22 protein-coding genes, 1 tRNA gene and 1 pseudogene are annotated in these 24,340 nt (G+C 55.2%); 13 read left to right on the forward strand and 11 right to left on the reverse strand.

The features are described 5' to 3' along the window. Positions 1 to 23: 23 nt before the first annotated feature. Positions 24 to 263, forward strand: a pseudogene (locus Enr13x_RS39965) (carboxylesterase family protein); the annotation flags it as partial. Here Enr13x_RS39965 and Enr13x_RS39970 read toward each other — a convergent pair. Next, positions 148 to 411, reverse strand: coding sequence for a hypothetical protein (locus tag Enr13x_RS39970; protein ID WP_390621122.1), 264 nt, complete (start codon positions 409 to 411; stop codon positions 148 to 150). The pseudogene Enr13x_RS39965 and the gene Enr13x_RS39970 sit on opposite strands and share 116 nt — an antisense overlap. A 458-nt stretch (positions 412 to 869) precedes the next feature. Here Enr13x_RS39970 and Enr13x_RS35090 point away from each other — a divergent pair, with 458 nt between their 5' ends. Together Enr13x_RS35090 and Enr13x_RS35095 are read left to right on the forward strand one after the other, a co-directional pair. Continuing rightward, positions 870 to 1,718 (forward strand): hypothetical protein, encoded by an 849-nt coding sequence (locus tag Enr13x_RS35090; protein ID WP_145391606.1) that lies wholly within the window; start codon positions 870 to 872, stop codon positions 1,716 to 1,718. Between the two features lie 49 nt (positions 1,719 to 1,767). Next, positions 1,768 to 2,466: a DUF1349 domain-containing protein gene (locus Enr13x_RS35095; protein ID WP_145391607.1), complete on the forward strand. Its 699-nt coding sequence runs from the start codon at positions 1,768 to 1,770 to the stop codon at positions 2,464 to 2,466. 205 nt (positions 2,467 to 2,671) lie between these two features. On the opposite strand, the gene Enr13x_RS38640 is transcribed toward Enr13x_RS35095, so the two are convergent. Both Enr13x_RS38640 and Enr13x_RS35100 read right to left on the reverse strand, forming a co-directional pair. Beyond that, on the reverse strand, positions 2,672 to 2,824 hold the full coding sequence (locus Enr13x_RS38640; protein ID WP_197455594.1) for a hypothetical protein: 153 nt from the start codon (positions 2,822 to 2,824) through the stop codon (positions 2,672 to 2,674). A gap of 151 nt (positions 2,825 to 2,975) precedes the next feature. Continuing rightward, on the reverse strand, positions 2,976 to 3,332 hold the full coding sequence (locus Enr13x_RS35100; protein WP_145391608.1) for a hypothetical protein: 357 nt from the start codon (positions 3,330 to 3,332) through the stop codon (positions 2,976 to 2,978). Between the two features lie 101 nt (positions 3,333 to 3,433). Here Enr13x_RS35100 and Enr13x_RS35105 point away from each other — a divergent pair, with 101 nt between their 5' ends. Then, a complete protein-coding gene (locus Enr13x_RS35105; RefSeq protein ID WP_145391609.1) occupies positions 3,434 to 3,970 on the forward strand; it encodes a sigma-70 family RNA polymerase sigma factor in 537 nt (178 codons plus the stop codon). Between the two features lie 16 nt (positions 3,971 to 3,986). Continuing rightward, positions 3,987 to 5,357, forward strand: a complete 1,371-nt coding sequence (locus tag Enr13x_RS35110; RefSeq protein ID WP_145391610.1) for a FecR domain-containing protein — start codon at positions 3,987 to 3,989, stop codon at positions 5,355 to 5,357. Between the two features lie 292 nt (positions 5,358 to 5,649). Here Enr13x_RS35110 and Enr13x_RS35115 read toward each other — a convergent pair. Next, positions 5,650 to 5,723: transfer RNA gene (locus tag Enr13x_RS35115), tRNA-Arg, on the reverse strand. Positions 5,724 to 6,253: 530 nt separating this feature from the next. Here Enr13x_RS35115 and Enr13x_RS35120 point away from each other — a divergent pair. From Enr13x_RS35120 to Enr13x_RS35140, 5 genes are all read left to right on the forward strand, one after another. After that, on the forward strand, positions 6,254 to 8,701 hold the full coding sequence (locus Enr13x_RS35120; RefSeq protein ID WP_390621053.1) for a heavy metal translocating P-type ATPase: 2,448 nt from the start codon (positions 6,254 to 6,256) through the stop codon (positions 8,699 to 8,701). An 88-nt stretch (positions 8,702 to 8,789) separates the two neighbouring features. Next, on the forward strand, positions 8,790 to 9,368 hold the full coding sequence (locus Enr13x_RS35125) for an RNA polymerase sigma factor (protein WP_145391611.1): 579 nt from the start codon (positions 8,790 to 8,792) through the stop codon (positions 9,366 to 9,368). A gap of 1 nt (position 9,369) precedes the next feature. Continuing rightward, entirely contained in the window at positions 9,370 to 10,284 is a 915-nt protein-coding gene (locus Enr13x_RS35130; RefSeq protein ID WP_145391612.1) for an anti-sigma factor family protein, read from the forward strand. A gap of 541 nt (positions 10,285 to 10,825) precedes the next feature. Continuing rightward, positions 10,826 to 11,113 (forward strand): metal-sensitive transcriptional regulator, encoded by a 288-nt coding sequence (locus Enr13x_RS35135; RefSeq protein WP_145391613.1) that lies wholly within the window; start codon positions 10,826 to 10,828, stop codon positions 11,111 to 11,113. 271 nt (positions 11,114 to 11,384) lie between these two features. Beyond that, positions 11,385 to 11,792 carry a hypothetical protein gene (locus tag Enr13x_RS35140; protein ID WP_231743962.1) on the forward strand — a complete coding sequence of 136 codons (408 nt, stop codon included), beginning with the start codon at positions 11,385 to 11,387 and terminating at the stop codon, positions 11,790 to 11,792. Positions 11,793 to 11,956: 164 nt separating this feature from the next. Here Enr13x_RS35140 and Enr13x_RS35145 read toward each other — a convergent pair whose 3' ends face one another. Next, entirely contained in the window at positions 11,957 to 13,402 is a 1,446-nt protein-coding gene (locus Enr13x_RS35145) for an IS1380 family transposase (protein WP_145385855.1), read from the reverse strand. A 235-nt stretch (positions 13,403 to 13,637) separates the two neighbouring features. Here Enr13x_RS35145 and Enr13x_RS35150 point away from each other — a divergent pair, with 235 nt between their 5' ends. Beyond that, entirely contained in the window at positions 13,638 to 14,699 is a 1,062-nt protein-coding gene (locus Enr13x_RS35150; RefSeq protein ID WP_231743963.1) for a PP2C family protein-serine/threonine phosphatase, read from the forward strand. A gap of 153 nt (positions 14,700 to 14,852) precedes the next feature. On the opposite strand, the gene Enr13x_RS39240 is transcribed toward Enr13x_RS35150, so the two are convergent. The 3 genes from Enr13x_RS39240 to Enr13x_RS35160 all read right to left on the reverse strand — a co-directional run bounded on the left by Enr13x_RS39240 (position 14,853) and on the right by Enr13x_RS35160 (position 15,808). After that, on the reverse strand, positions 14,853 to 15,170 hold the full coding sequence (locus Enr13x_RS39240) for a GNAT family N-acetyltransferase (protein WP_315857119.1): 318 nt from the start codon (positions 15,168 to 15,170) through the stop codon (positions 14,853 to 14,855). Further along, entirely contained in the window at positions 15,092 to 15,385 is a 294-nt protein-coding gene (locus Enr13x_RS39245) for a hypothetical protein (protein ID WP_231743964.1), read from the reverse strand. The genes Enr13x_RS39240 and Enr13x_RS39245 overlap by 79 nt, the downstream gene beginning before the upstream one ends. 147 nt (positions 15,386 to 15,532) lie before the next feature. Further along, positions 15,533 to 15,808: a hypothetical protein gene (locus Enr13x_RS35160; RefSeq protein WP_145391614.1), complete on the reverse strand. Its 276-nt coding sequence runs from the start codon at positions 15,806 to 15,808 to the stop codon at positions 15,533 to 15,535. 10 nt (positions 15,809 to 15,818) lie between these two features. Between Enr13x_RS35160 and Enr13x_RS38645 the strand changes: the two genes are divergently transcribed. Further along, positions 15,819 to 15,971 (forward strand): hypothetical protein, encoded by a 153-nt coding sequence (locus tag Enr13x_RS38645; RefSeq protein WP_197455595.1) that lies wholly within the window; start codon positions 15,819 to 15,821, stop codon positions 15,969 to 15,971. 46 nt (positions 15,972 to 16,017) lie between these two features. Here Enr13x_RS38645 and Enr13x_RS35165 read toward each other — a convergent pair whose 3' ends face one another. From Enr13x_RS35165 to Enr13x_RS35175, 3 genes are all read right to left on the reverse strand, one after another. Continuing rightward, positions 16,018 to 17,214 carry a hypothetical protein gene (locus tag Enr13x_RS35165; protein WP_231743965.1) on the reverse strand — a complete coding sequence of 399 codons (1,197 nt, stop codon included), beginning with the start codon at positions 17,212 to 17,214 and terminating at the stop codon, positions 16,018 to 16,020. A 380-nt stretch (positions 17,215 to 17,594) separates the two neighbouring features. After that, positions 17,595 to 21,122: an efflux RND transporter permease subunit gene (locus Enr13x_RS35170; protein WP_145391616.1), complete on the reverse strand. Its 3,528-nt coding sequence runs from the start codon at positions 21,120 to 21,122 to the stop codon at positions 17,595 to 17,597. 64 nt (positions 21,123 to 21,186) lie between these two features. Continuing rightward, positions 21,187 to 23,109: an efflux RND transporter periplasmic adaptor subunit gene (locus Enr13x_RS35175; RefSeq protein ID WP_231744476.1), complete on the reverse strand. Its 1,923-nt coding sequence runs from the start codon at positions 23,107 to 23,109 to the stop codon at positions 21,187 to 21,189. 876 nt (positions 23,110 to 23,985) lie between these two features. Here Enr13x_RS35175 and Enr13x_RS38650 point away from each other — a divergent pair. Further along, on the forward strand, positions 23,986 to 24,330 hold the full coding sequence (locus Enr13x_RS38650; protein ID WP_197455596.1) for a hypothetical protein: 345 nt from the start codon (positions 23,986 to 23,988) through the stop codon (positions 24,328 to 24,330). The last annotated feature ends 10 nt before the right edge of the window (positions 24,331 to 24,340 follow it).

A 24,340-nucleotide genomic window follows, 5' to 3' on the forward strand; every position in this document is an offset into this window, starting at 1 on the left:
CAATGAAATGACCATCGGCCCCAATGATCAACTTCAAGTCCACACAACAGAGGTCTTTGCAGAAGAATGATCGCCCCCGTCAGAGCGAAGACTGCCTGTATTTGAATGTCTGGACGAATCGAGTGCGAAAGCAGGACAAACGTCCCGTCATGGTTTGGATTCACGGCGGCGGATTCGCACAGGGTTCCGGGCATCAGGGCGGCTACGACGGCACTCAACTGGCCAAGCGGGGCGCAGTGGTGGTGACCATCCACTATCGCCTCGGTGCTCTCGGCTTGCGAAGAAGAATCGTTGTGTCGTACCTCCGTTATCGACTCCTTCGGCACAGAGAACAAAGGGACCTCGCGTCAGCGCGATTCGGTTCCGATTGGCCTTCACAGCCGGGTGGCATGCCGTGATGTGAACGGGCATCCTCGGAGCAACGGCAAAACAATGGGGGCAAAACAATTTTAGGCTCTGATCGTTTTGCCCCCATCATCGTGCCCATCGTTCGTTGTCCAGTCGAGCAACAAAGACTGACAACTGATGACGCAGTCGGTTGCATCGCCCGCTGTCTCGAAGAAACCGATCTAAGTCGCGTCGGTGAAAACCACATCCGCGCCGAACTGAAAACGCTTCGTAAAATCGGTTTGACTAACCGAAGCAGGCGAGAAAGCCGCCCAAACGGAAGAAAGGACACCGAAGCTCGACATTTGATACACTAGAACGTTAACGTCGCAGTTGGAGTGTGGGCCGGCCACAAGGAGGCGTCAAAGCAAAATCAGCCTCCTTATTGGCTTTCCTACGAGTCACCCCGATGCGAGCGACTCCGTCCCTTTGCGGATATCGCTCGTGACTACTTGCAAACGCCATTTACGGAGAGAGAAGGTATGATTGCGAAGCTTCGTGCATTGGTTTGTGTTGTGCTGGCTGGGCTTGCGATACCGCAAGTTGTGTCAGCAGATTCTGATGCGGCTGATCAAGAAACCGGCAACGAACAACATCTTGAGTATCTCGTTAAACGCCAGCAAGCTTACACGCTGGAACGCGTTAGCGACGAACGAATTGCCGTACTGCAAACATCTCCACTCTTCCGATGGGACAACCCGATTAGCGGTGCCAGGGGCGGCGTTTTCCTCTGGACAATCGACGAACGTCCTGTGGCGATGACGAAATGCCACGTCAACGATCGCAAGCAGCACTACGTCGAGTCCAGCGTGTTTTTATCCGACAGTCTGCTTCTGAAATATCAAGATCAGACGATTTGGCGTCCAAAAGAATCTGCATTGAAACACGTGTCGGTCGAGCGCGACTCGAGCCCTGTGCAGTCGAGCGTAGGCCGACTTGTCCAAATGCGACAATTGGCGGCGGACTTTGCAATAGAGGATACATGGGGTGAGGGAGACGGTGAGCCGTATCAACTCAGATTAATACCACGACCGCTATATCGGTATGCATCAAAGGAGGCAGGCCTGCTGGATGGTGCTGTTTTTGCGTTTGTACAAGGAACAAACCCAGAAGCGGTCGTCATTGTCGAAGCTATTCGACGCAATAACCAGGTTCAATGGCACTGCGGCATCTCGCGGCTGACCGGTTACGCGCTGACCGTTGAGCGAAACGGAAATGTCGTCTATAAAGTCCCAAAGTTGAACCATCCCGATCACCAAAACAGTTATCGGCATTACTGGGAGAAACCAATTCCATATCCGTTCCAATCCGAGAAAACGTCCGGCGAATAAATCGGACCAAGTTGATCTCAAAAACCTATTGCCTTCGTCGGAGCGTACAATGCGAACTCACACTCTTCCTTTCCTGTGCATGATTCTTTTGACTGGCATTGATGCGGTTACTGCGCGGGCCGATGAACCGGCGAAAACAATCAAGGGCTGGGGCCTCGTTGAAGATCCCACAAACGAATCCAAAATCGATTTTGATAACAAGACGTTGACACTGACCGCTCCCGACGACTACGTCGATAACCATCCATCGGGTAGAGTCAACGCGCCCCGCGTTTTACAAGACGTCTCGGGCGACTTTACCGTGCAGGTAGGCGTGATCCACGTCGATGAAGCGAAGCCGAATTCTGTCCACAAAGTCCTGAAAAGTTTCCCAACAGCCTACCATGCAGGTTCCTTGCTACTCCGGCTTGACGATCGAAGCTGTGTTCGACTTGAACGAATCAGCAAGAACCTTGAAGGCAAACAATCTCCAGCTTGCGTCTTGGAAGTCTGGAAGGATAGGAAACAATCGTTCATTCGCGCTTTCGGTATCGAGGACGTTCCGACGATTTTGAAACTTGAACGTCGCGGCACAAAATTGATGGCTTCGTTCAGCCAGGATGACGGCGACACCTGGAAAGGTTTCCCGGAGCAGTCACTCAAAGATTGGCCGAGAAAAATTAAGGTGGGAGTCTCTATGACCAGCAACACCGATCGCGGTGCCAAGGTTCAGTTCCGAGGATTTAGTCTTGAGACAACAGATATTTAGGTTCGAGAGTCTCGGAACCGAGTGCGCGACGACGCGATGTCGACAAGGAAGCGAAGGTCCCAGCAACGGTTTGATGAAGTCGGCAATTCGTTGGGCGAACAGCGCATGAAGCCGCGACATTGCGCAGCGCGCCGGAGTCGCCTTATCAAGTTGAATATCACACTGATCGGTCGCGCCAGCGGACGCAAGGGTGTGGAATGGGCCATTAGAGGCTCGGCAATTCGGTTGCGTAACTCTCCTCGGTTGCATCGACCGCCGCGCCGGAGGAGCCGGTGTAAGTCGCATCGGTCGCGCCACCGAAGCATGGAAACAGGGCCGAAGGCGAGTACCGCTGAAACGTTTGAATGATGCCGCGCATCCCGCTTCGGTTGTGAACACCGAACACAGTTGGCTGCCCGTGCAATTCGCGTCGGGTTGCCCAACGAATGGCACGTAGCTCAGGACGACTGAACTGTTGCTGTCACCCTCCGTGCGACGTTCGCATCATCCAACGACTAGGGGCAGTGCTATCACCCGCGATGCGAGGGCTGCGCCACATGCGGTGCAGCCCTTTTCTTCTCCGCGTCCAATTCAAAGACCACTCGGACGCTTTCGGTGAGCTCGATCGTGCCCATTGAAAACGCTTGCGTGGGACTGCCGAAGGGGTCGTCGCCGGCCATCATCATCCGATTCGAAACAGTGATGGTCGCCCGTTTGACGTCGTCGCAATCCCCAAGGCAGCGGATGCATCGACCAGCGCGAGGTGGCAAAATCAATGTATCGAGAGAATTCTGCGGCATGCTACCACGCCCATCTGCAATGTAGAGATGCCCTGCTGCAATGATGGGTGACCCACTAGACCAATCGGCCACCGTGATCGTGGACATTCGATTTCCAAAATCTGCAAATCTGATGTCCACGAATGTGCCGTGATCCAGGGTAAATTGGTCAGTGACGCTCCATTTGTCTTTCGAGGCCCAAGGAAACCATGACTGGCTCCGACGAACATCGCGAACAGGTGCTACGAGCAGCCTTCGAGCTCCGCGAGCATCTGTTGGCGTATGCCCGGTCCTTATTGGGTAACTATGCCGCCGCCGAAGATGCCGTCCAGGAAGCGTTTCTGGTCGTGGTCAAGAAACACGAGAACTTCCAAGAGGGGACATCGTTGCTGGCGTGGTGTCGGGCGATCGTGCGAATCGAGGTCTTGAAGGCAAAAGATCGCTACCATCGCGACCGAAGCCTGATCGAACGAGTGCTCGATGATTCCGTTGACGCTGCGTTTGAAGAATTTCAAAAGTCACGGTCGCAAATGGATGCCGACCGGCGAAGAGATGCCTTGGCGGACTGCGTTGAAATGCTTTCTGAGCAGGCGCAAGGAGTCTTGCAGGCGCGGATGGCAGATGAACTGGGATACCCACAGATCGGTGAGCGATTGAGTATGTCGATCGAAGCCGTCCGGAAATCACTGTTCCGATCCAAGAAGCAGGTGCGCGAGTGTGTCGAATCGAAGCTGAGGCCAATCTAATGGGTAGTGCGGTGCAATGAGTGATTCTGACAAACCCGATGATGACGTATGGGATGATCTGGTTGAGCGACACTTGCGAGGTGAGCTGAACCAGCGCGAACAAGAACAACTCGCGGGATGGCTCGACAGCGATGCCTCGCTTCGCGAAGACTTTGTGCGACAGGCCACCTGGGATACCGAGTTGACCGAAGTGGTTCGCAGCGGCGGTGATCGTCAATCCGAGATGGCAACCTTGCTCGCCGGTAAGGATGACATGCAGCCACGGCGAACGCCTGCAATCATGCGAGCACTGCTGGCCGTCGCCGCGACGACGATTCTTGCTCTGTCCTACGCACTAGTAAATCAAGAGGCCGCCCCCGAAACAATCGCCACTGATCAATCCAGCGGCTCTGTCGCCCGCATTACCGGGCTGAGCGGTTCGCTGATTTGGACCGGTGATCGGGGCGAGTTGGTGCGTGACATTCGCGTCAGCACCGAGTTGGCTGGAGGCACGATTGAGGGGCTCTCACCGGATTCCTGGTTCGAATTGCAGTTCAACGACGGCTCCGAGGTCACGACCTCCGGCGCGTCCATGTTGACGTTTAGCGACGACGGACAGAAGCGATTGCGTCTGCGTGAAGGCCGCATGTCAGCCGATGTGGCTCCGCAACCGGTTGGCAAGCCGATGGTCATTCAAACTCGTTCTGCAACGCTAACCGTGTTGGGAACGAGTTTCGACGTCGAGGCCGAGTTGCCGGCCACCGCAGTCAGCGTCCGAGAAGGAACGGTGCGCGTGACGCGCACCAGCGACGGCAAGGAGATCGATGTGTCGGCAAATCATCGCGTCGTTGCGGCTGCCGACCAGGACTTCGAACGCAGGCAAATCGCCGGCGTGATTCGAAACTGGGAAAGCCGCATCGACCAAGGTCCCGATGAGACGTTTGGAAAGTGGATTGCCGCTACCGAGACTTCCCCGGCATTACTGAAGGCCGTGGCGTTTGTCCCCGAGCAAAATCCAAATGTGGTCCTTTACTTGTTGGGGTTGGGAGTCCGCAGCGATGAAGGTGCTCCCATTGAAGTGAACGAGGACTCACGCTTCGAGATCCATGGAAAGATCGACGTCCAGACGGAGATTTACTTTGGAATTCAAGTGGCCTACGCCAACGGCGATTTCGCAGGCAAGTTTCGGGCAAAGTGCATTGTCCGGCGCGACAATTCGGGCAATTTCGTCGCCAGAGCGGATCTTTCCGACTTCGGGCTCGACCCGTCCGTTGCCGCCTACAAGGACAAACTCGCACCGTCCCCCGAGGGGTTGTTTGTCAACGGAGTTTGGAGCTTTACCCATTCCGAGACGCCATCGGGACTGCGAATCAGTGAAGTCGCACTCGCCAATCCCGGCAACCCTTGAAACCATATTGCGTGGCCCAAAAGAACTGAAGGCGTTTTGGTGAACAGCGACCCCGACCCGATTCCCGCCGACAATCCTGGCGCAGTCACCGGCGTGTACATGCAGGGCAATTGCACGCAAGTCGATGCCGATTGGAACAACGGCCGATCGCCGATGCCCTCCGTTCCATCGGACTGCGCCCGAAACAATTCGATGAGCGGGCAAGCGTGTTTGTTGTGTCCCAAACGAAGCCGGCCAGCATCGAAAAGAGAGCGAACGAGCGGGGCGTCCCGCGTTCGCAAAAGAAAAGAAATACACCCGGCAGGATTCGAACCTGCAACCCTCGGTTCCGAAGACCGATGCGCTATCCAGTTGTGCCACGGGTGCTCGTCTTTCCTAACTCGTTGCCGTCCAATGTGTTACGGGCAGATCAAAAGAAGCTAGTTCAGTCACCAACAGTCCAGATTTTACATAGTTTTCGGACTTGTCACAGGAGTTCTCGGACACTTCTCGGACACTTCTCGGACAAATCATGATGCAATCATTTGGGATTGAAAGTTTCAGTACAGCTCATACCGGTTCAGCCACTTTGGCAATTTCGTAATGAAGGTGGAACGAACTAAGCTAGCTGTTTCGGTAGTGCCGCGCAGCTCCGCTACGAAGCAGATCTGATGTATGAGCTCCTGATTTTGCAAATCGTTGTTGACGGCTTCAGCTAGCAGCATTGAAGCTGAGTCCTTGTAGCCTCCCAATGCCGCGTCATGCATTGGAGCCTTGCTCCGGCTAGTCAACACTACCGTTCTGTTGCCGGGCTTACCGTGTAGGAGGCCAGTCAAAGCATCTGGTTAGTGCTCCGCAAAATAAGTCGAAAAAAACTCTGATTCGCCAATTACTCTCGCACAATTCTGAGCCTAACCATGCATACCATGGTAGGGTATGCGTTTCATGCCAATTCAACCGCCCGGAAAGCAACGATGTCTACCCGCGAGCTAGCTACAAAGGACCCTGTATGTGGAATGAACGTGCAGTCGGGGCAGGCGCGACACACGGAGTATCAGGGGACCTCTTACTTTTTTTGTAGCGAGGGGTGCCAGAAAAAATTTGAGGCCGATCCTGCTGGCGTGTTGGCGGCACGTGCCGAAAAAGAATCGACACAGGCGATGAGTGACTCCGACCCCTTGTCGCCTGGTGGCCATGAAAGTGGTGCATCGGAGTCGACCGGTGCGGACGATACTCTAGAAAGGTCAACGGCGATTTTCACCTGTCCGATGCATCCTGAAATCGAGCAGGCTGGGCCGGGAGACTGCCCGATTTGCGGGATGGATTTGGAGCCGAAGGTTGCCCAAGTGGAAAGCCACGGCGATCACGATCAGTACATTGATATGAAGAGACGTTTCTGGGTCGGCGTTACGCTGTCGCTCCCGCTGTTGGTGATTGCGATGGGTCCGATGGTAGGAGTTCGTTTGACGGATTTTTTGTCAAGTGGCGTGTCATCATGGCTGCAGCTCGTGTTGGCTACTCCAGTCGTGTTCTGGTGTGGATGGCCACTATTGGCGCGCGGAGCGAAGTCGTTTCGCTCGATGAGCCTAAATATGTTCTCGTTGATAGCGGTCGGAACGCTGGCCGCCTATCTCTTCAGTCTTGTTGTTGTGCTGGTTCCTGGAGCAATCCCCGAAGCCTTTTTCGAAAATGGCGTTCCGCCGCTCTATTTCGAAGCGGCTGCGGTAATCATCACCTTGGTACTCTTGGGGCAAGTTTTGGAATTGCGAGCCCGGCAGCAGACCGGCGGGGCCATCCGTGAGTTGATGCAGTTGGCACCGGACACCGCACACCGAATTACTGACGATGGTGAAGAAGAAGTTTCGCTCGATGAAGTTCAAAAAGGTGATCGACTGAGAGTACGTCCGGGAGAGAAGGTGCCCGTTGATGGCAAGGTCGTGAGTGGTTCGAGCAGTGTGGACGAATCGATGCTGACCGGTGAGCCGATTCCGGTAAAAAAATCAGAAGACGATGATGTGACTGGCGGTACGCTAAACCAAACGGGAGCACTCGTGATTGAGGCTATCGGAGTAGGCGGCGATACCGTGCTCAGTCGCATCGTGCAAATGGTTGCCGACGCGCAGCGAAGTCGGGCTCCCATTCAAAAACTAGTTGACATCGTGGCCCGATACTTCGTCCCAGCAGTGATCGTCTGTTCGATCCTGGCCTTTGTCGGATGGGCTCTGTTTGGCCCAGAACCTCGATTGGCTCACGCATTCGTGGCCGCGGTTGCAGTACTGATCATCGCTTGCCCATGTGCTTTGGGCCTGGCAACGCCCATGTCTGTGATGGTTGGTGTCGGACGCGGTGCAAAAGAAGGCGTGTTAATCAAAAACGCTGAAGTGCTCGAAGTGATGGAGAAGGTTGACACGGTCGTCGTCGACAAAACGGGAACACTGACGCAGGGGCGACCGGAAGTCACGGCGGTCGAGACATTCGGTACCTGGGGCGAAGACGACGTGTTGCGGATGGCTGCGGCGGTAGAGAGCCAGAGTGAACATCCGCTTGCTCAGGCGGTCGTCCGGCGAGCGAAAAGCGACGATCTACAATTGGCTGAGGCGAGCGATTTCAACAGCATCACCGGTGGCGGTGTTCATGCCCGAGTCGGTCAGCACGAGGTTGTGATTGGCAAAGCGGACTTGCTTGACGAACAAGGCGTGACCGGTGTCGATGCGGGCCGAGAGAAAGCAGGTTCGCATCAAGCCGAAGGTGCAACGGTAGTGTTTGTCTCGATTGACAACTCGCTCGCTGCGATCCTCGCCATTACCGATCCGATCAAGGAAAGCACGCCCTCGGCATTGAATACGCTGCATCATCTCGGGTTAAAGGTCGTGATGCTGACAGGCGATGCTGAACTGACCGCGAAAGCCGTGGCAAACGAGTTGGGCATTGATGAGTTTCATGCGGGCGTTTCACCTAAGGACAAACACGAATTTGTCCAGAAACTGAAGCGAGAAGGCAAGATCGTCGCGATGTGCGGTGATGGAATTAACGACGCACCGGCATTAGCCGAGTCCAACGTGGGCATTGCGATGGGAACCGGAACTGGCGTCGCGATCGAGTCAGCGGGTGTCACACTCGTAGGCGGTGACCTACGGGGGGTCGCGGCGGCGGGTAACCTGAGCCGAAAGACGATGAGTAACATCCGGCAAAATCTGTTCTTCGCCTTCATTTACAATGCCCTCGGTATTCCCGTCGCGGCGGGGCTTCTGTACCCATTCTTTGGCGTTTTGCTCAGTCCTATGATTGCTGCAGCGGCGATGAGCTTGAGCAGTGTGTCCGTGATTGCGAACGCATTGCGTCTTCGAACAGCCAAGCTGACCTGAATGGCTTTCGTGTTAGCGACGGATCTTTCACGGATTTCTTTGGTTTTCCGTGAAGAAACGACCTTCAGCGATCATCTAAACTCCACACATGGTTGAAAATTCGCACTCCCGTGGCGAAACGTCGCCTAAAGGAGTGCTGATGTTCGTAAGCGAAGTGGTGATTGAGCGAGCGATTTACGGTGAGTCGGAGGCTCAGCGCGAGATTTACGAGGCACTTTATCCTCGCGTCTACCGGCTGGTCCGGCGGATCGCTGGTGAAACGGATGCGGACGATGTGAGCCAAGATGCGTTCATGCAGGTGCTGTCGAAGCTGGATTCGTATGGCGGCAAATCTGCATTCGCAACTTGGGTCCATCGTGTCGCAGTCAATCAGGCTCTGCAGCACGTCCGCTCTCGCAGTCGGCATCCAGCCGAACCGCTCTACGAGAGTTCGATGACCGGACATGACACGAGAGGACCAGCTGGGTTATCCGAGCTTTTGGACGCGGCGATGCATCGAATTGATGTCGAGCTGAGATTAGTCTTCCAGCTCAAAGAGATTGACGGGATGGCCTACGCAGAGATCGCGCAGACGGTGGGAATTCCCGAGGGGACAGTTGCCTCGCGAATGAATCGAGCAAGGCGCGAACTTCAGCTACAACTTATTGATCTTGGGTGGGAACCTTAACATGCGATGCCAAGAAGCCGCTGAAAAGCTTTCGGCTTACTTTGATAATGAACTCGACAGTGAAATTGCGGCCCAAGTGAGCCAGCATGCGGAGTCGTGTTCAGCCTGCCAAGCCGAATTGCGATCTTTTGCGGGGATTCGCGAGCTAGCGACGCAGTATCGTGAACCGGCCGCCAAAGCGCCGTCCTGGGAGGCGTTTGCCTCGCGAATGAATTCCGCGGAGCCGATGGTACTGCGTGCGTCTGCGAAAAAGCCCAGCGGCCGTCAGAGATTGAAAGATACCGCAATCATCATCGGCGCGCTCGCGGCCTCTGTTTTAGTATTGCTGTCGCTTCGACAAGGCCAAGTGCCGAGTGAACACACGGTTGCCCAACAGCATTCGCATGACCATTCTCATCCCGGAGCAATGGCTGGCATGGCGCCAACGCCCATCGACTTTCAAGATGTCGTTCTGGATTTCGATCAGGATTCCAACATGGCCGTAAGTTCGTTTGCTTCCAAGTACGACGGAACAGAAGTGTCGATTGACGAAGCAGAAAAGGACATGGGCTTCCGACCTCAGGCGAGAAAGTCGCTTCCTGCGGGCGTTCAGTTGGTTTCGACACGATTGTTGAAATTGCCTGAATGCAACTGCGCCGAAGGCGAATGTTTATGTGGTCCGGATGGTTGCAATTGCGTCGCATGTGTTTGCCAGCGTCCCGACGGATCGACGTTCATGCTGGTCGAAAAGTGCAAGTCTCAAAAGGTGAGTTTCGGCGATTTGCCGGTACAGCTTGTACGTCGAGGAAATCGAGAGTTGCAGGTTACTCAAGGCAAGAATGGGCTAGCCGCTTCTTGGGAAGGCACTCACGCAAGGATGACCGCGATTGGTTTGCGTGATGAGATCGAATTGGGCGTGCTTTTGGCGGCGAACTGAGAAGACTAAGTCCACCCGTTCGATGTGCGAATCGTTTTCGCGGTCGAAAACTCACGGCACAGCCACAAGCGCAGAGCTACTGTCGATTCTCCTATCAGCCACGCGTGCAATCTCGCAGTAAGGGGCCGACGCACAAGCAGCCTTGGCAGTACCCCAAGACCGATCCACGCCGTTACCGCAGCCGCTAGTTCTATAGACAACTTGCACGGCACTAACGAGCGCAGCCAACGGTCAAGAGCTGGCTGCGTTTTCTGTCTATCAATGGCGATCGTCTTTTTCACGTAGCATCATTTCAGAAGTCCCCAATCAAACATGCGAGAGACCGATGAGCAGGTCGAATAGGAATCGAGTCGGAGGAAACAGTTCGCCATCGCGGCGATCACAATGCAAGCGTACCCCTTGCACGGTAAAGATGACGCAGGTGGTTTTAGCTCGCTTTTCCTCCCACTGCCTCTCCGTCACATCCAAGCTACAATGGATTTTTTACCCGACTCTCAGCGAAGTCGCTCTCGCATTCAATTGAACGATCCTCTGTAATCCCATGCTTACCAACGACGAAAAAAGGAAACTCAACAACCGACTTCGCCGCGTCGTAGGGCAGGTCGAGGCTGTCGGGCGGATGATCGAGAACGAGGATTATTGTGTGGACATTCTGATGCAACTGTCGGCGGCAACAGGCGCTCTGGGAAAAGTCGGCCAGATCGTTTTGGAAGAGCATCTAAAAACGTGCGTTGCTGAGGCGGTTCAGAATGGTAACGCGAAAGAACGCGAGGAAAAGATTGACGAACTGGTGAAACTGTTTCGCAAGTATGCGGGAGTCATTGATTGACGTGGAACGATTCGTCCTACTCGCTACCAGCTTGCACTCGCTCGAACCCTGCATGACCAATCATCGCGCCACGCATCGAGGTGGCTAGACTGACGAATCGTTTTTTTGGATGCTCACTCGATCTCAATTCTTCAGCCATTCCCACTATTCTTGGGAAATCGTCCGGTTTCTTCGGTGAGCTGTCGATTCGTGAAGTTTTCGGGGATTCAGAGCATCCAACCAGTTCAGCTCAATTTTTCTGAGCGTTTATCAATTCCGATGTGAGGAACTTATGAAACGCATCAAGACGCCTGCGTTTTGGCGACGGCTCCCGTTGACGCGTCAACTACTGCTGGCAGTCAATTCCTTTCTGCTGGTAATTGTCGGAAGCTTTCTATTCGTTGACCATCGGCTCCGCGTGCGGCGAGCAGTGCAGCAGACCAAAGTCGCTTTGGCAGAGGAGGCAAAGACGTTGTATGAATCTGCTGCCGCCATCGAGGGGGAGAGCACGGAGCCCATTCAGAAACTGGTCGACAGTGTTTGTGCGCGGATGAATTCTGATGATTCGCCCGGTCATCATATCGCTTTGCAGTGGCAGGGCGAGTTTCTGCAAGCTCAGTCACATGGTCGGGCGTCACCGCAAATGTTTGATGCCATGATGGCGGCTGCTAGTCCTCAATCAAGCGAACGCGGGCGTTGATTTTGGATGACGGCTGTAGATTTCCGAGGCGCAGCGGGGCACGCGGGAGCACTGCTCCTTATCAAAAATTTCGCAATGTATGGTGCTCAATGTTTCGTTTCTCGGGTTAGGCGTTAGCGGCGGTACCGGAGCGTCCGGACTCCGGCTTCGTTGGTTGCGACGTGTCACGTTCGAAGCGGCATCGCAATATGGTCACTGAGCGTGAACAAATTTTCGACGCCGAGACGGTATGTCAGAATCCGCAACTTCAACTGACGCGATGAGCGGATGACTTGGGCCGGGATCTGGATCAACGATGTCAGGAACGTCGAAAACTCCATTTTGATCACGCGGTCACGGAGCCGCTTCCTCGCCTTCTTCTGACCCGGATTCCCTTTGACGCGGACCATCAGTCCACTCCAAAGCTTCAGCGTCCAGGCAAGAGAAGCGAACAACATGTACGCCCAATTGCTTTCCAGTGAATCCAGTGGCGCGGTCAATGCGTGACTCGCCTTGAGCTGGCTAATCGTGTTTTCCTGATCGCAGCGATGATTGCCGTCTCCGATCAATTCACGCGACTGCTTTTCTTGCTTTGGTTCATTGCTGATGTAGAAGAAGTACTTTTCGGTGCTGAACAGGAATTGCTGTCCGGTCGTGACGTCGATGTTTTTGCGAACAGCAACCATCCGGTAGGGACGCTTGCAGTTGCCGGGCTGATACGGAAACTCAGCGTAGCTTTCAGCACGCAGTTTTTTGTTCTCGTAGCCATTTTCTACGACGATTTGCTCTTTGTAATTCGGACGTTTTGCACGCGGATTTTTCGAAGTCGATCTTTGCCGCCGGAGCGGTTTCCATGCCGATTCGTCGAGGGAATCGGCAATTGCAGTCAGTGTTTTGTTGGCGTCATAACCAAACACAAAACGGACGCCCTGCGCGTCCCATCGATCGAGATGTTGAGTTGACGAAAAGTCTGTGTCACCACGCAACAGGATCTTTCGAAACCCGGCACTGCGACACAATTCGATCGCCCTGTCGAAGTAGAACGATGAGCCTTCACCGCTGGGACGATTGCCGCTGCGGTTGGCCAGATACAGCAACTCTTTGGTTTCCGCGAGCGTTACAACCAGTGGATGGTATCCCCACTGACCTTTGTAGTTGATTCCGACGCCCTCCTTCTTTTCACCGCAAGTCTCAACCATCGTACCATCGGCTTCAATCGTGGCCTGCTCGAAGAACGCATCGGATTGTTGCTTCCAAACCTTCTTGCGTGCCGCGTTAATTCCCTGCATCAAGAGCAGTAGCTTGAAACCATCAAAACGGCGGCAGAAGTCACCAGCGGTTGTCGGATCGGGAATCCGTTCTGCGCCGAGTGCATCCAGGTACGCCTGGTCGGTGCGGCGATGCTCTAAATGTTCGAGGCAGGTCCCCCCGGCCAATAGATTCAGGGCAATATTGAGCACGTGGTCGGCTTCGTCGTACGGCGCGTGAAGCTTAAACACTGGCGCGGACTGGTTGATGTGCTTTCGCAATCCGAGTTGCTGGACAAGCTGCATGATCATGCCGATTCCACCGCAGGAGATCGCCTCAACTTTATTGGCCAGTTCGTACTTCGCCCGCAAAGGGCGAATCATGGGCGTATGCGTCTTGCCCTTCTTCTTATCGATACGTTGCAAAAGAACTCGCTTGCGGCGCTGAAATCGACGGCGTAAATTGTCGTTCACTCGAAATCCTCTGCTGAGTGAGTGCGTTGAAGTTGTAGTTACCTCCAATACACCCGCAAAACGCCGAGGGTTTCGAGTTTTTTCAGATTTTCATCATCCAGTGTTCGCTTGATTGAGGGCTAGTGGACATGCGGACTTAGAGCCGATGGCTGGTTCGATGGTTGTGGGATCATTCGGGGGTCCAGCCGGGCAGGTCCTCGTTTCAGAAAAGCGATCGAACATCTTGGCAATCGCTCGGGATGGACTCGTTCGTCAGATGATTGCGGTTCTTCTCGCCGGTTCCATCGCGGCACTTCTGGCAAACCTCGTGTTGAGAAAGATCGTGACAAAACCAATCCGGCGATTGGTCACGTCATTGCAAAGCCTTGGCGACGGAAAATTGGAATCACGAGTTGACGTCCATAGTTGTCGCGAACTGACTTATCTTGGCGAACAGTTTAACGACATGGCGGCGAAATTGGATGCGGCCGAACGTGATCGACGCGTGCACATGGCAAAAGCGAGGGCGATCCAGCAGAACCTTCGGCCGAGTACCCAAGTCATCCCTGGAGTGAATATTGCAGAACTATTCGAGCCTGCTGATGACGTCGGTGGCGATTACTACGACGTCATCCGGCTGAGTGACAACTCAACACTCTTGTGTATCGCAGACGTCAGCGGTCACGGTGTGCCTGCGGCGATGGCAGCGACGCTGTTGAAAGCGTTTGTAGCTGAGGCGGCGAAGCAATCCCATCATCCGGCAGAAATTCTCACTCGCGTCAATCAACAGTATCACGAGTACGTCGTGATGGGCCACTTCGCTACGATGGTTCTCGTCCGCATTGACGTGGCCGAACAGCGATTAACCTATGCAAATGCTGGCCATGAATTGCCGTTTCTGCAATGCGGCGATGAACCGGTCAGGCGGCTGGATCATAGTGATCTGATCTTGGGAGTTGAGGACGACACGACTTATGAAGAATGCTGCCTTCCGATTTGTATCGGAGCGAAACTGATACTGGTCAGCGATGGGGTCACCGAGGCTTTCAACCCATACGAAGAACAGTTCGGTACTGAGCGAGTTAGCGACACGATTGCAAAGGCAATCGGTGAACACGCTTCGGACTTAGTCGGGCGATTCGATTCGGAACTCGAAGCCTTTCGTGATGGCCGTGCGGCATTCGATGACACGACGCTCGTCGTTGCCGAATTGGTGGCATCAGACTAGTCGAAGTAGCCATCGTTGATTAAGCGAAAACAGATCACACCGGTTGCGACCAGCATGACAACTCCACATTTGATCCTTTGACTGCGGACGTTCCTCGCGAAATTCTTAGGAACTTTAATTCGACGCAGTGGCGATGGACCTCAAAGACACTGATCAGTCGTAGGGAGCCGCGCGTTCATCGCCGGCGTACCTGCCCGTGGGGACTTCGCCAAAGAATGGCTGGTCCGGATAGCCAGCACCGTACAGTGGGGCATCCTTAAAAAGCCGCGCCTTACCCACTTCCCGAAACCCCATCCGATTGACACTGCGAAGCGCCGATCTGTTCGTGCATTCAGTGGTCAAGAAAAGTTTTCGGACACCATGATCTGGCAGTTGCTCCGCCGCATAGGACATCAACACAGCGTATAAACGCTGACCGCGATAGGCAGGCAGAATAAAAACATGAAAAACGAAGCCAGTATCATCCGGCAGGAAAAGAGGTAGTTGCGTATTGTCACGGGGTACCCATCGTGATTCATTTCAGCCGGAACATCGCCGAGGGCGAACCCGGCGAGCCGTTCACCGTCCATGGCAGCGAAACAAATCGCCTGATCGTTGCGAAGCCAATTCGCATGTCCTTCATCCAGATAGTTTTCCTCGCCCAGATGCTGTCGAAGATCGCTTTCGGACCACTGCACCACCGTCAAGTTTTTCCGGGCAGTGGATACGCGAAAGGCTTGCAAACTCGCAGCCGAAGAACAGTGTCTGGTTGGCGATCGCGAATCGACGCATCACCCGATAAGGTAACTGTTTCAGGCGGGTGAGGAATGACACCGGCTGACTCTGCGGTCGGACTAATGGCAACAACTGCCGCCCCCGCCCGATGAAGCACGTTTCGGCGGACTGGTGTAGCTCGCCGACGGTTGAGGGCTTGGTGTGTAATCCTGCGAAAAGTCAACATCCGAGGTGCCGTACTCGATGTTTGCTGCCGCTTGCTGGGCGTACTGTTCCGCGGTCATTTGCTGGGCGACTTGTTTCTTCCGCCAGGGCAATCCACCTGTGCATCCGGTTGTGCTGAAGGCCGCAGCGACGACCGTGAGGCTAACGAAGCGAGATAGTTTTGCGTTCATCGGAACGTCCTTGTTGTGGTTACAAGTGGAAATCGTTTCCACCTTGGAATTGGAGTATGCCGAACGGCTCGGCAAAAAAGGGCGGGGACGGCGTGTAAGCGTCATCACCGAAGTGAATCAACAAGGACACCGCCCCCGCGTTTCGGCGAAATTGAAGAAGTGATCAATCTCACTGGATGAGTGCCCCTACATCCAATCTCCACTTCCGCCTATCGAAGCGTTGGAGCAATTACCCCCTGCTGTGCGAGAACGGCCAACCACTTTTGAGGTTCCGCCGCAATCTTCTTCGCGCAGCCAGGGCAGCAGATATAAATCGCTTTGCCAGCGGCATGAACTTTATAGGGGCCACCCATCGCGTCGAGTGGTTCATCCATCACAGGGCATTTCTGTTGAGCAGCGATAAAGGGATTGTCCTCGGCACTGACTTTGAAGATCCCTTCGCGAACTTGTTCGGTGCCAGCAGCAACGCTCCCGGACACCCCGACTCCCCCGCTCCCCATCTGGTTTTCGTAGACCATTGCCAGGTACTTTGCTGGTTCGGCTTTGATCTTTTTGATGCAGCCCTTGCAGCACAAGAAGATCGGCTTGTCACCGACCATGACCTTGATCGGATTCCCCATGCTCCCCAGTGGTTCATCCATCACGGGGCAAACCTTTTGCCGAGCAATTAAAGCCGCGTCCGCCTGAGTCGAAGAGGTCACGGAAATGCTGAAGTCGCCAGCGCTCGCTCCTTCACTTCCGACTCCCCCACTCCCCTTCTGATCGCCATAAACCATCGCCAAGTACTTCGCTGGTTCCGCTTGGACCTTCTTGATGCAGCCCTTGCAACACAGATAGATTGGCTTGTCGCCAACGGTCACTTTGATCGGTGTGCCCATGCCACCGAGCGGCTCGTCCATCACGGGGCAGACTTTCTGCTCAGCGATCGCCTTCGCGTCGGCCGCCGTCGAAGTTGCTACGGTTATTTGAGGACGTCCGGCCGCGTACTTCGCGGGATCGGACTTGACGGCATTTACGCAGCCACCACAACAAACGAAGACACGCTGGCCGTTCACGTCCACGGCCACGGGATCACCCATGCTGCCGAGAGGCTTGCCGCTGACGGGACAGATTTTTTGGCGTGCAATCGCGGCGGCGGCGAGCTGGATTTCGCTGGCCGGAACCGTTGCCACTTCCTTCAGGCTGAGCGGTTGCCCGCTACTGGATTCGATACCGACGAGTTGGATGTCAATCTCGATCTGACGTCCAGCAATCTGGGAAAGGTTCACCGGGGCGGTCAGGCCGCCCTTGCCATCGGGCAACAAATCGTAGCGGTAACGTTTCGCATTGCCCTCGACACGAAGTGATGCGGCTCCGCGACCTTGGTTGACCGACACGGCTCGGCCGTTGCGGTCGTAGACGAACATTTGAATGCCGCCTTGTGAAACGACCGTTTCCAATTGAACGCCACCGGCTTGTTTCAAAGAACCGCCGTGGGGTCCGGCGACCGGACGAGCAAGTTCGGACGCCATCGTCTGACCCGGCATCGTGTGGTTGTGACCAGCATGATTGTGCTGAGCAACCGCTGTTGAGGCCAAAGTAACCGTGAACAAGGCGGCAAATAGGGTTTTGTACTTCATCGAAATTCATTCCTTTCTAAGCGTATGCGACCGATTCCTTTGGCCGCTTCGGTTGTCAGTTGGATGCCTGGCGACCAGGAATCCTTCACCTGTTTCTAAAAAAAATCTGGGAGTCTGGGAGACAAGGAGCACAATTTCTCCCTGACTCCCCCCTCTCCGTGTCTCCACTAAGCTGCACTCCCCATCGCTTCCGTTGGCATTTCTTCGGTTCCTTCCCAAAGCTCATCCTTAAACCCAAACCGCATCTTCATTTCCAGGTAGGCGCTGTAGAGCGTTGGGACGATGAACGACGTGAACGGCTCGGCAAGCATGCCACCAAAGACCGGGATCGCCATCGCGCGGGCCACGTCGGCTCCGCGACCGGTTGCAATCAGAACCGGGACCAGGGCGGCCAAGGTCGTTACCGTCGTCATCATGCAGGGGCGAATACGCTTCAATCCGGCTTCGTAGACAGTGTCGCGGATGTCCTGAACGGACGTGACCTTTCGTTTTTGCAGCAACTGATGGATGTAAGTCGCCATCACGACGCCATCGTCCACGGCGAGGCCGAAAAGCGCGATGAAGCCAACCCAGACGGCGGTGTTGAGTTCCACCTCCATCCATGCCACCAAGATCATTCCGCCAGCGAACGCGACCGGAATGCCCGTGAAGACGGCCATCGCAATCGGCAAATTGCGGAATTCAAAATAGATCAACAACAAATTGATCATGATCACCACGGGGATGATCCACATCAACCGCAAGTTGGCCTCAATCTGGTTGCGAAAACTGCCGACCGCTTCGAGCGAGTAGCCGGCGGGAAGCCCCAAGTGATCCGGGTGGGATGGCGGAAGCGATTGAGCCACACGAAGTTGATCTTCGATCGCCGTCACCGATTCCAAATCACCCTGCGAACCATTCGTCATGAAGGAAACGTGAGCAACCAGCCGTCCGTTTTCGCTATTGATCGCTCCCGGTCCCCAAGTCGTTTCCAGCGTTGCTAATTCTTCTAACGGTACAACCGCTCCACTGTGCGTGACCACGGGTAGTCGATTGAGTTGGTCGATGCGTTCGCGAAGATCACGGTTGTAACGCAATCGCACGGGATACCTTTCGCGGCCTTCGACGGTCTTGATAAGATTCATTCCGCCGAGGGCAGTCTCTATGACTTGGTTGACCATCGAAGCACTCATGCCGTAACGAGAGGCGGCTTCGCGATCGACCGTGAATTCGATATAGGGTTTTCCGAGCACGATGTCCGGGTTCACCGTTCCCTCGTTGATGACCGGTGACTTCTTCAACGTTCCCGCCACGTCCATCGCGGCGCTGGCTAGCGTCTTCAGGTCGTCGCCATACACTCGAATCGCCATCGGTGCCTTGATGCCCGATTGCAGCATCACGACTCGGCCTTCGATCGGTTGCAAAGCCGACGCGGGGGTGACACCCGGAAGTGTGGCGACTTTGTTGATCTCATCCCAAACATCACGCGCCGTCACGCCCTCGCGCCATTCGCTTTCAGGTTTAAGCATGACGTAGGTTTCGACCATCGCCGCAGGAGCCGGGTCCAGCGCCGACTCAACGCGACCGATCTTACCGAGCACGTCTTTGACCTCATGAATCTGGCCGATCAAAACATCTTGCGTTTGCAACACCTGCATCGCTTGCGAAAAGCTGGCTGCGGGATACAGCGTCGGCATGTAAAACCAACTGCCTTCGTCCAACGCGATCCAGTCGTCGCTTTGCAGTCCGGTAAAAACGTGTTTGGCATCAACGTAGCCGGGGAAGTCGTTTAGTTCAGCACCGAATACGCGGGCAATACGTTCGATTGGCTGCAAAACCACTGGCATCCCGAAATAGGCTCCAAGTCCAACGAACAGCAAAATGACCGGAAACGAAAGTGCGAACACCTTGTGATTCAGAGCGTGCTTCAATCGGGCCGCATAAACCCAATGAACAAATCGACTCGACGGAATCTCTTCGATCGGACGAATTCGTTCGCGAAGAAGTTGCCAACCAAAGACGAAAGCGAGCAACCCAGCTGCCACGGTGATCATCCATTGCTCGACACCAAAGTGCTCGGCAAGGTCATCGCCCCACATAAAATGCGAGGTTGCGGCGAGTAAAGCGGAAAACGCGACACCAGCACTTAGTGCGGTGCGTTTTCTATAGTTAGCACTTCGCAGCATGATACGGCTCAATGCGGGCACAATCGTGACAGCAGTGATCATCGCAGCGGCAATTGCGAATGTTTTCGTATAAGCCAACGGCGAGAACAGACGGTAATCGCGGCCAGTCAAAAAGAACACGGGCAAGAAACTGACTATTGTCGTTAAAACGGCTGTGACGACCGCCGGAGCGACCTCGATAGTCGCCTCGTAGACGATTTCCGTCCTCGACTTCTCCCGATCTGCTCCACTGCGTGTCTCCCCATCTTCCTTCTCCCAGTCCGCCAAATGCTGGTAGATGTTTTCGGAGACGATGATCCCCATGTCGACCATCGTGCCGATCGCGATGGCAATGCCTGCCAGCGACATGATGTTCGCCTCGACTCCCACGAAGTGCATCGCGATGAAGGAAATCAAAACAGCGGCCGGCAAACAGATCGCAACGACGAAACTGCTGCGGATGTGAAGCAGGAAAAGTAAGATGATGACTGCGGTGATGATGATCTCATCACGCAGTGCGTGCGTCAGCGTCGCCATCGTCTCGTCGATCAACCCGCTGCGGTCGTACACGCCGTGAATCTTGACGCCCTTGAGCGCCGGCTCGATCGCAGCGATCTTGGCTTTGACACGGTCGATGACCACGCGAGGGTTCTCGCCATAGCGCATCACCACCACGCCGCCGACTGCTTCGGAACCGTTGTAATCCAACGCACCGCGACGGAAATCAGGCCCGAGTTGGACCTGCGCCACGTCACTCACACGGACCGGCACACCTTCTCGCTGAAGAATGACGGTATCTTCGATGTCGGAGACGGCTTTGGACTGATCGCCATCGGTTCCCAGGAAACCTTTGCCGCGAACGATGAATTCCATTCCCGTCGATTCGACCGTCTTGGCACCGACATCCAGGTTCGACCCCTTGATTGCCATCGCCAGTTTGTCCAGCGAGACGTTGTAGAATCGCAGTTTGTCTGGATCGACCTCGATTTGATATTGGCGGACGTAACCACCGATCGACGCGACTTCGCTGACCCCTTCGACCGCTTGCAATTCGTACTTCACAACGAAGTCTTGCAGGCTGCGAAGTTCGGCGAGACTCATGCCGTCTTCGGGCGGTTGCAGCGTGTAGTAGTAGACTTGTCCGAGTCCAGTTGCATCAGGACCGAGTTGCGGAACGACACCATCGGGCAACTGCGATGCGGCACTGCCGAGTTGTTCCGAGACTCGACTTCGAGCCCAGTAGAAGTCAATCGAATCCTTGAAAGTGACCTGCACAAAGCTGTAGCCGAACATGCTTTTGCCGCGAACGGATTCAGCACCGGGAACAGCCAGCAACGATACACTCAGCGGATAAGTGACCTGGTCCTCGATGTCTTTCGGCGAACGCCCCGGCCATGGTGTCAACACAATGACCTGGTTTTCACCGACATTCGGAATCGCGTCGATCGGAACCGCCTTAAATGCGAACCAGCCGCCGACGCTGAGGCCAATCGTCAGCATGACGACCAGCCACGGTTCTTTGACGCAAAAGCGTATGAGTAGAGTTAGCATTGTTGGCCTCCCTCCAGTGGACCAAAATTCTTGGCACGCACCTGACACAATTTTGATCGCTCGTTCATTGCATCTCTCCGTTGTCCGTGCCAAATCCAACCACCTTGAAACTCACTTCTTGTCCATCGCCGTTGGCGGTATTTATGGCCAGATCGCGAACCGTCTCGCCGCACGTCAGCATCTCGCTGCCCCAGTACGGGTTTTGCAATTCACCGCCGGGTTGCATCCAATCGCCGCCACCGCCGGGGACCATCGGGCAATACATGTGGACCAGCGACTTGGCGGTTTTAGGGCCGCGTGCAATCGTTGCGGCGTGCAACATCGCGTGGCTGACACTGCGATACGCTTCGCGAGCGGTTTCGAGGGAACCGTCCATCCGCGACGCTCCGCGACGGGCGCTAGCGAATCGTGTTTGTGCTGTGTCAGGAACTTCCGCCAACATTTCCAGCTTGTTAAGTGAATCCAGTAGAGTATTGAGCGCAACGGGTGGTGGCGTCACGTCGGCCGCCATCGCGCATTGAATCTCAAAATAGGCATCGTATGCCCGATCGAATTGCTCGCCGGATTGACCCGCAAGCATCACAGGATCACGACTGGGGAGATCAAGCGGACCGGGCGAATAACTCGGTGCCTTGCTGGGGTCCATCAAGGACGGGTTTCCCGCAAGCTGCATTTGCGAGTCAATCAAGAAGTTGCCATTGGTTGCAACCGTTTCCCCAGCGGCCATGCCTTCGACGATGATCGCGTCGTCGTCATTCATCGCGCCGACGGTAACGCGGCGAATTTCAAAACGCCCCGGCTCGGTCTCGACATAGACGACACCCCGCTCACCCGTCAGCAACACGGAGTCACGAGGCACGGTGACGACGCGCTGGGCTTCGACGGGTTTTGGCGAATAGCCCAGTTGCGATGTCGGAATCAGATCCATGCCACAAAGGGGACAATCGCCGGGTTCATCGCGGATCACTTGCGGGTGCATCGGGCTGATGTATTTTTCGGCCAGTGCCGGGTCGTAAACCATGTCGACCGGGACCGCGGGAACGCTGACCCGAGCCGTCGCATAGTCGCCGGGCCGCAGCTTGCCGTCATAGTTCATCACTTCGACGCGAACGCGAACGGTTCGAGTCACCGGGTCGACCGTGGGGTCGATGAAGGCGACACGCCCAGTGAAGACTTCGCCCGGCATCGACTGAATTTCTGCTTCGACTTGTTGACCGAAACGGACCAACGAAGCGTCGTCGGGGAATAGGTCCAACATCATCCAAACGGAGGTCAGGTCCGCGATGCGATAAATTTTCTGACCCGTTTTGACATAGTCACCTTCGACCGCTGCCTTTTCCAGTACCGTTCCCGTCTGAGGCGACTTGATTCGGATGCGTGACTGCGGCTTGCGGCTCTTGCCAAGGTCTTCGATTTGCCCGGTCGTCATTCCGAGTTCGCTGAGGTTTTCGCGTGCCATCGCTTGCATGTCGGGACTGTTGATACTGAATCGCCCCACCGAATTGCTTTCCAAGCTGGTGATGTACTCTGTCTGCGCGGAGTACAGCTTGGGGCTGTAGATCAACGCCAAGTCGTCGCCTTCTTTGACTTTGACACCGACATAGTCGGCATACAATTCTTCGAGTCGCCCGTCAATGTATGCGGAGATCGTTGACAGTCGGCTTTCGTCAAAGTCGATCGAGCCGATCGTGCGAATCGTTCGATTCATCTCGCCCATCTTGCTGGTCGCGGTTTGAATGCCAACCAGCCGCCGCGCCGATGATTCAATCGTGACTGAGATCCCGTCGCCGCCACCGCCGCCGGTTGCTTCAACCAACTCCATTGCACAAACGGGGCAGCGGCCCGGTTCGGTCGATGGCGGAGTACACATCATCGGGCAGATATATCGTTTTTCCTCGCCGCCGCCCGCATCGGCGACCGCTTCCGACTCGCCACCGGAGAAACCATTGGCGGTCACCCATTCGGAACGTTGTGCGAAGCCAATCATGACCAAAATTAATGCGGCCACGGCGGTGACGACAGCTGCGTTCACTCCAACGCGCAAAAGCCATCCAAAGCCACCGACTTTCGTTTCCGCCAACGCCGTCGATGAAGCGGGTGCTTCCGGAGTGCTGGCTTCGGCCGGTGATTCTGGCTGGTTTGCTGGGTCGGCTGAATCCGTTGCGTCGACCTTGGCGTCTGATGACTTCGTTTCCGCTGACGCGGCCGGTTTCTCGTCCGTACTAGGCTGATGACTCTTGTTCATGCTTGACCCCTCCTTGTTTTCAGGCACGGATGCTTCGCCAGTTGTTTGAGCGACTGGCTCGAAGTGCTTTTCCGAAACCTCGTCCGTTAAATTATTAGTGAGATGATTTTGATTTGACATATAGATGAACTCCGCATCGCCGAATCGTTGGCGAAGACGCGAAAACTGCGGCTGATCGACGACAAACCGGAGGCAATTTGCCGCTAATAAGTCACTCGCCGTCAGGCTGTGAATGGTCGGACGGAATTCAACCGTCGATCGAAACTGGGTTTGAAGCGGTCCATTCGCGGGCGTCGAACAAACTGCATACGCGCGGGGCGCAGGATTTAGCAAAGAACAGCCAAGAGCAAACGAAAGATCGTTTGAACACGCGGTCTGTGTGAAACTCGCGTGAAACTGCTCAAGCAGACAGACTCACAGCCGCCAATTACAGAGATGGAATTGCGAGAACCGCTCGGGCGAGTTCAACGCGTCGCCGCGGAAAAGACGCGGCGGAATGAGAACGGCGTCACCAAAAATAGTCGATAGATCCGCGAAGCGGATTGCAACCGAGTCGCGCCGCTCAATCGTGGGGCGAGTGGGCGACGAGTCGCCGATGGGCTGACTTTCCATACCGCAATGACAAGTCGACGTAACCTCGCGGGCCTGCTGGTCGTCGGTCTCACCAGCGTTGGCGGTGCTGATGACGATGACCTGAAGCTCAAGCGTTTCGCCCGCCTCCGGCTCTCCAGACATCATCTCTTTTTCGGTCCATTCCTGATTGGGCCGTTGCGACGTTGCGATACAGCAACTGCCGTCGCCATCCTGATCACCGCCGCCACAACAGCCGCATTTCTCAGTCGGCGAAGAAACTTCGCAACATCCACAGCCTTCGCACATCAGGCCGGAGGCACACTCGGAACCGCAATCGCTGGAGAAAACCAACGCTATCCCCGGCTGGATCATCATTGCGACGACCAGTGAAAGATTAACG

Origin of the sequence: Stieleria neptunia (assembly GCF_007754155.1) — a bacterium.
Classification (GTDB): domain Bacteria; phylum Planctomycetota; class Planctomycetia; order Pirellulales; family Pirellulaceae; genus Stieleria; species Stieleria neptunia.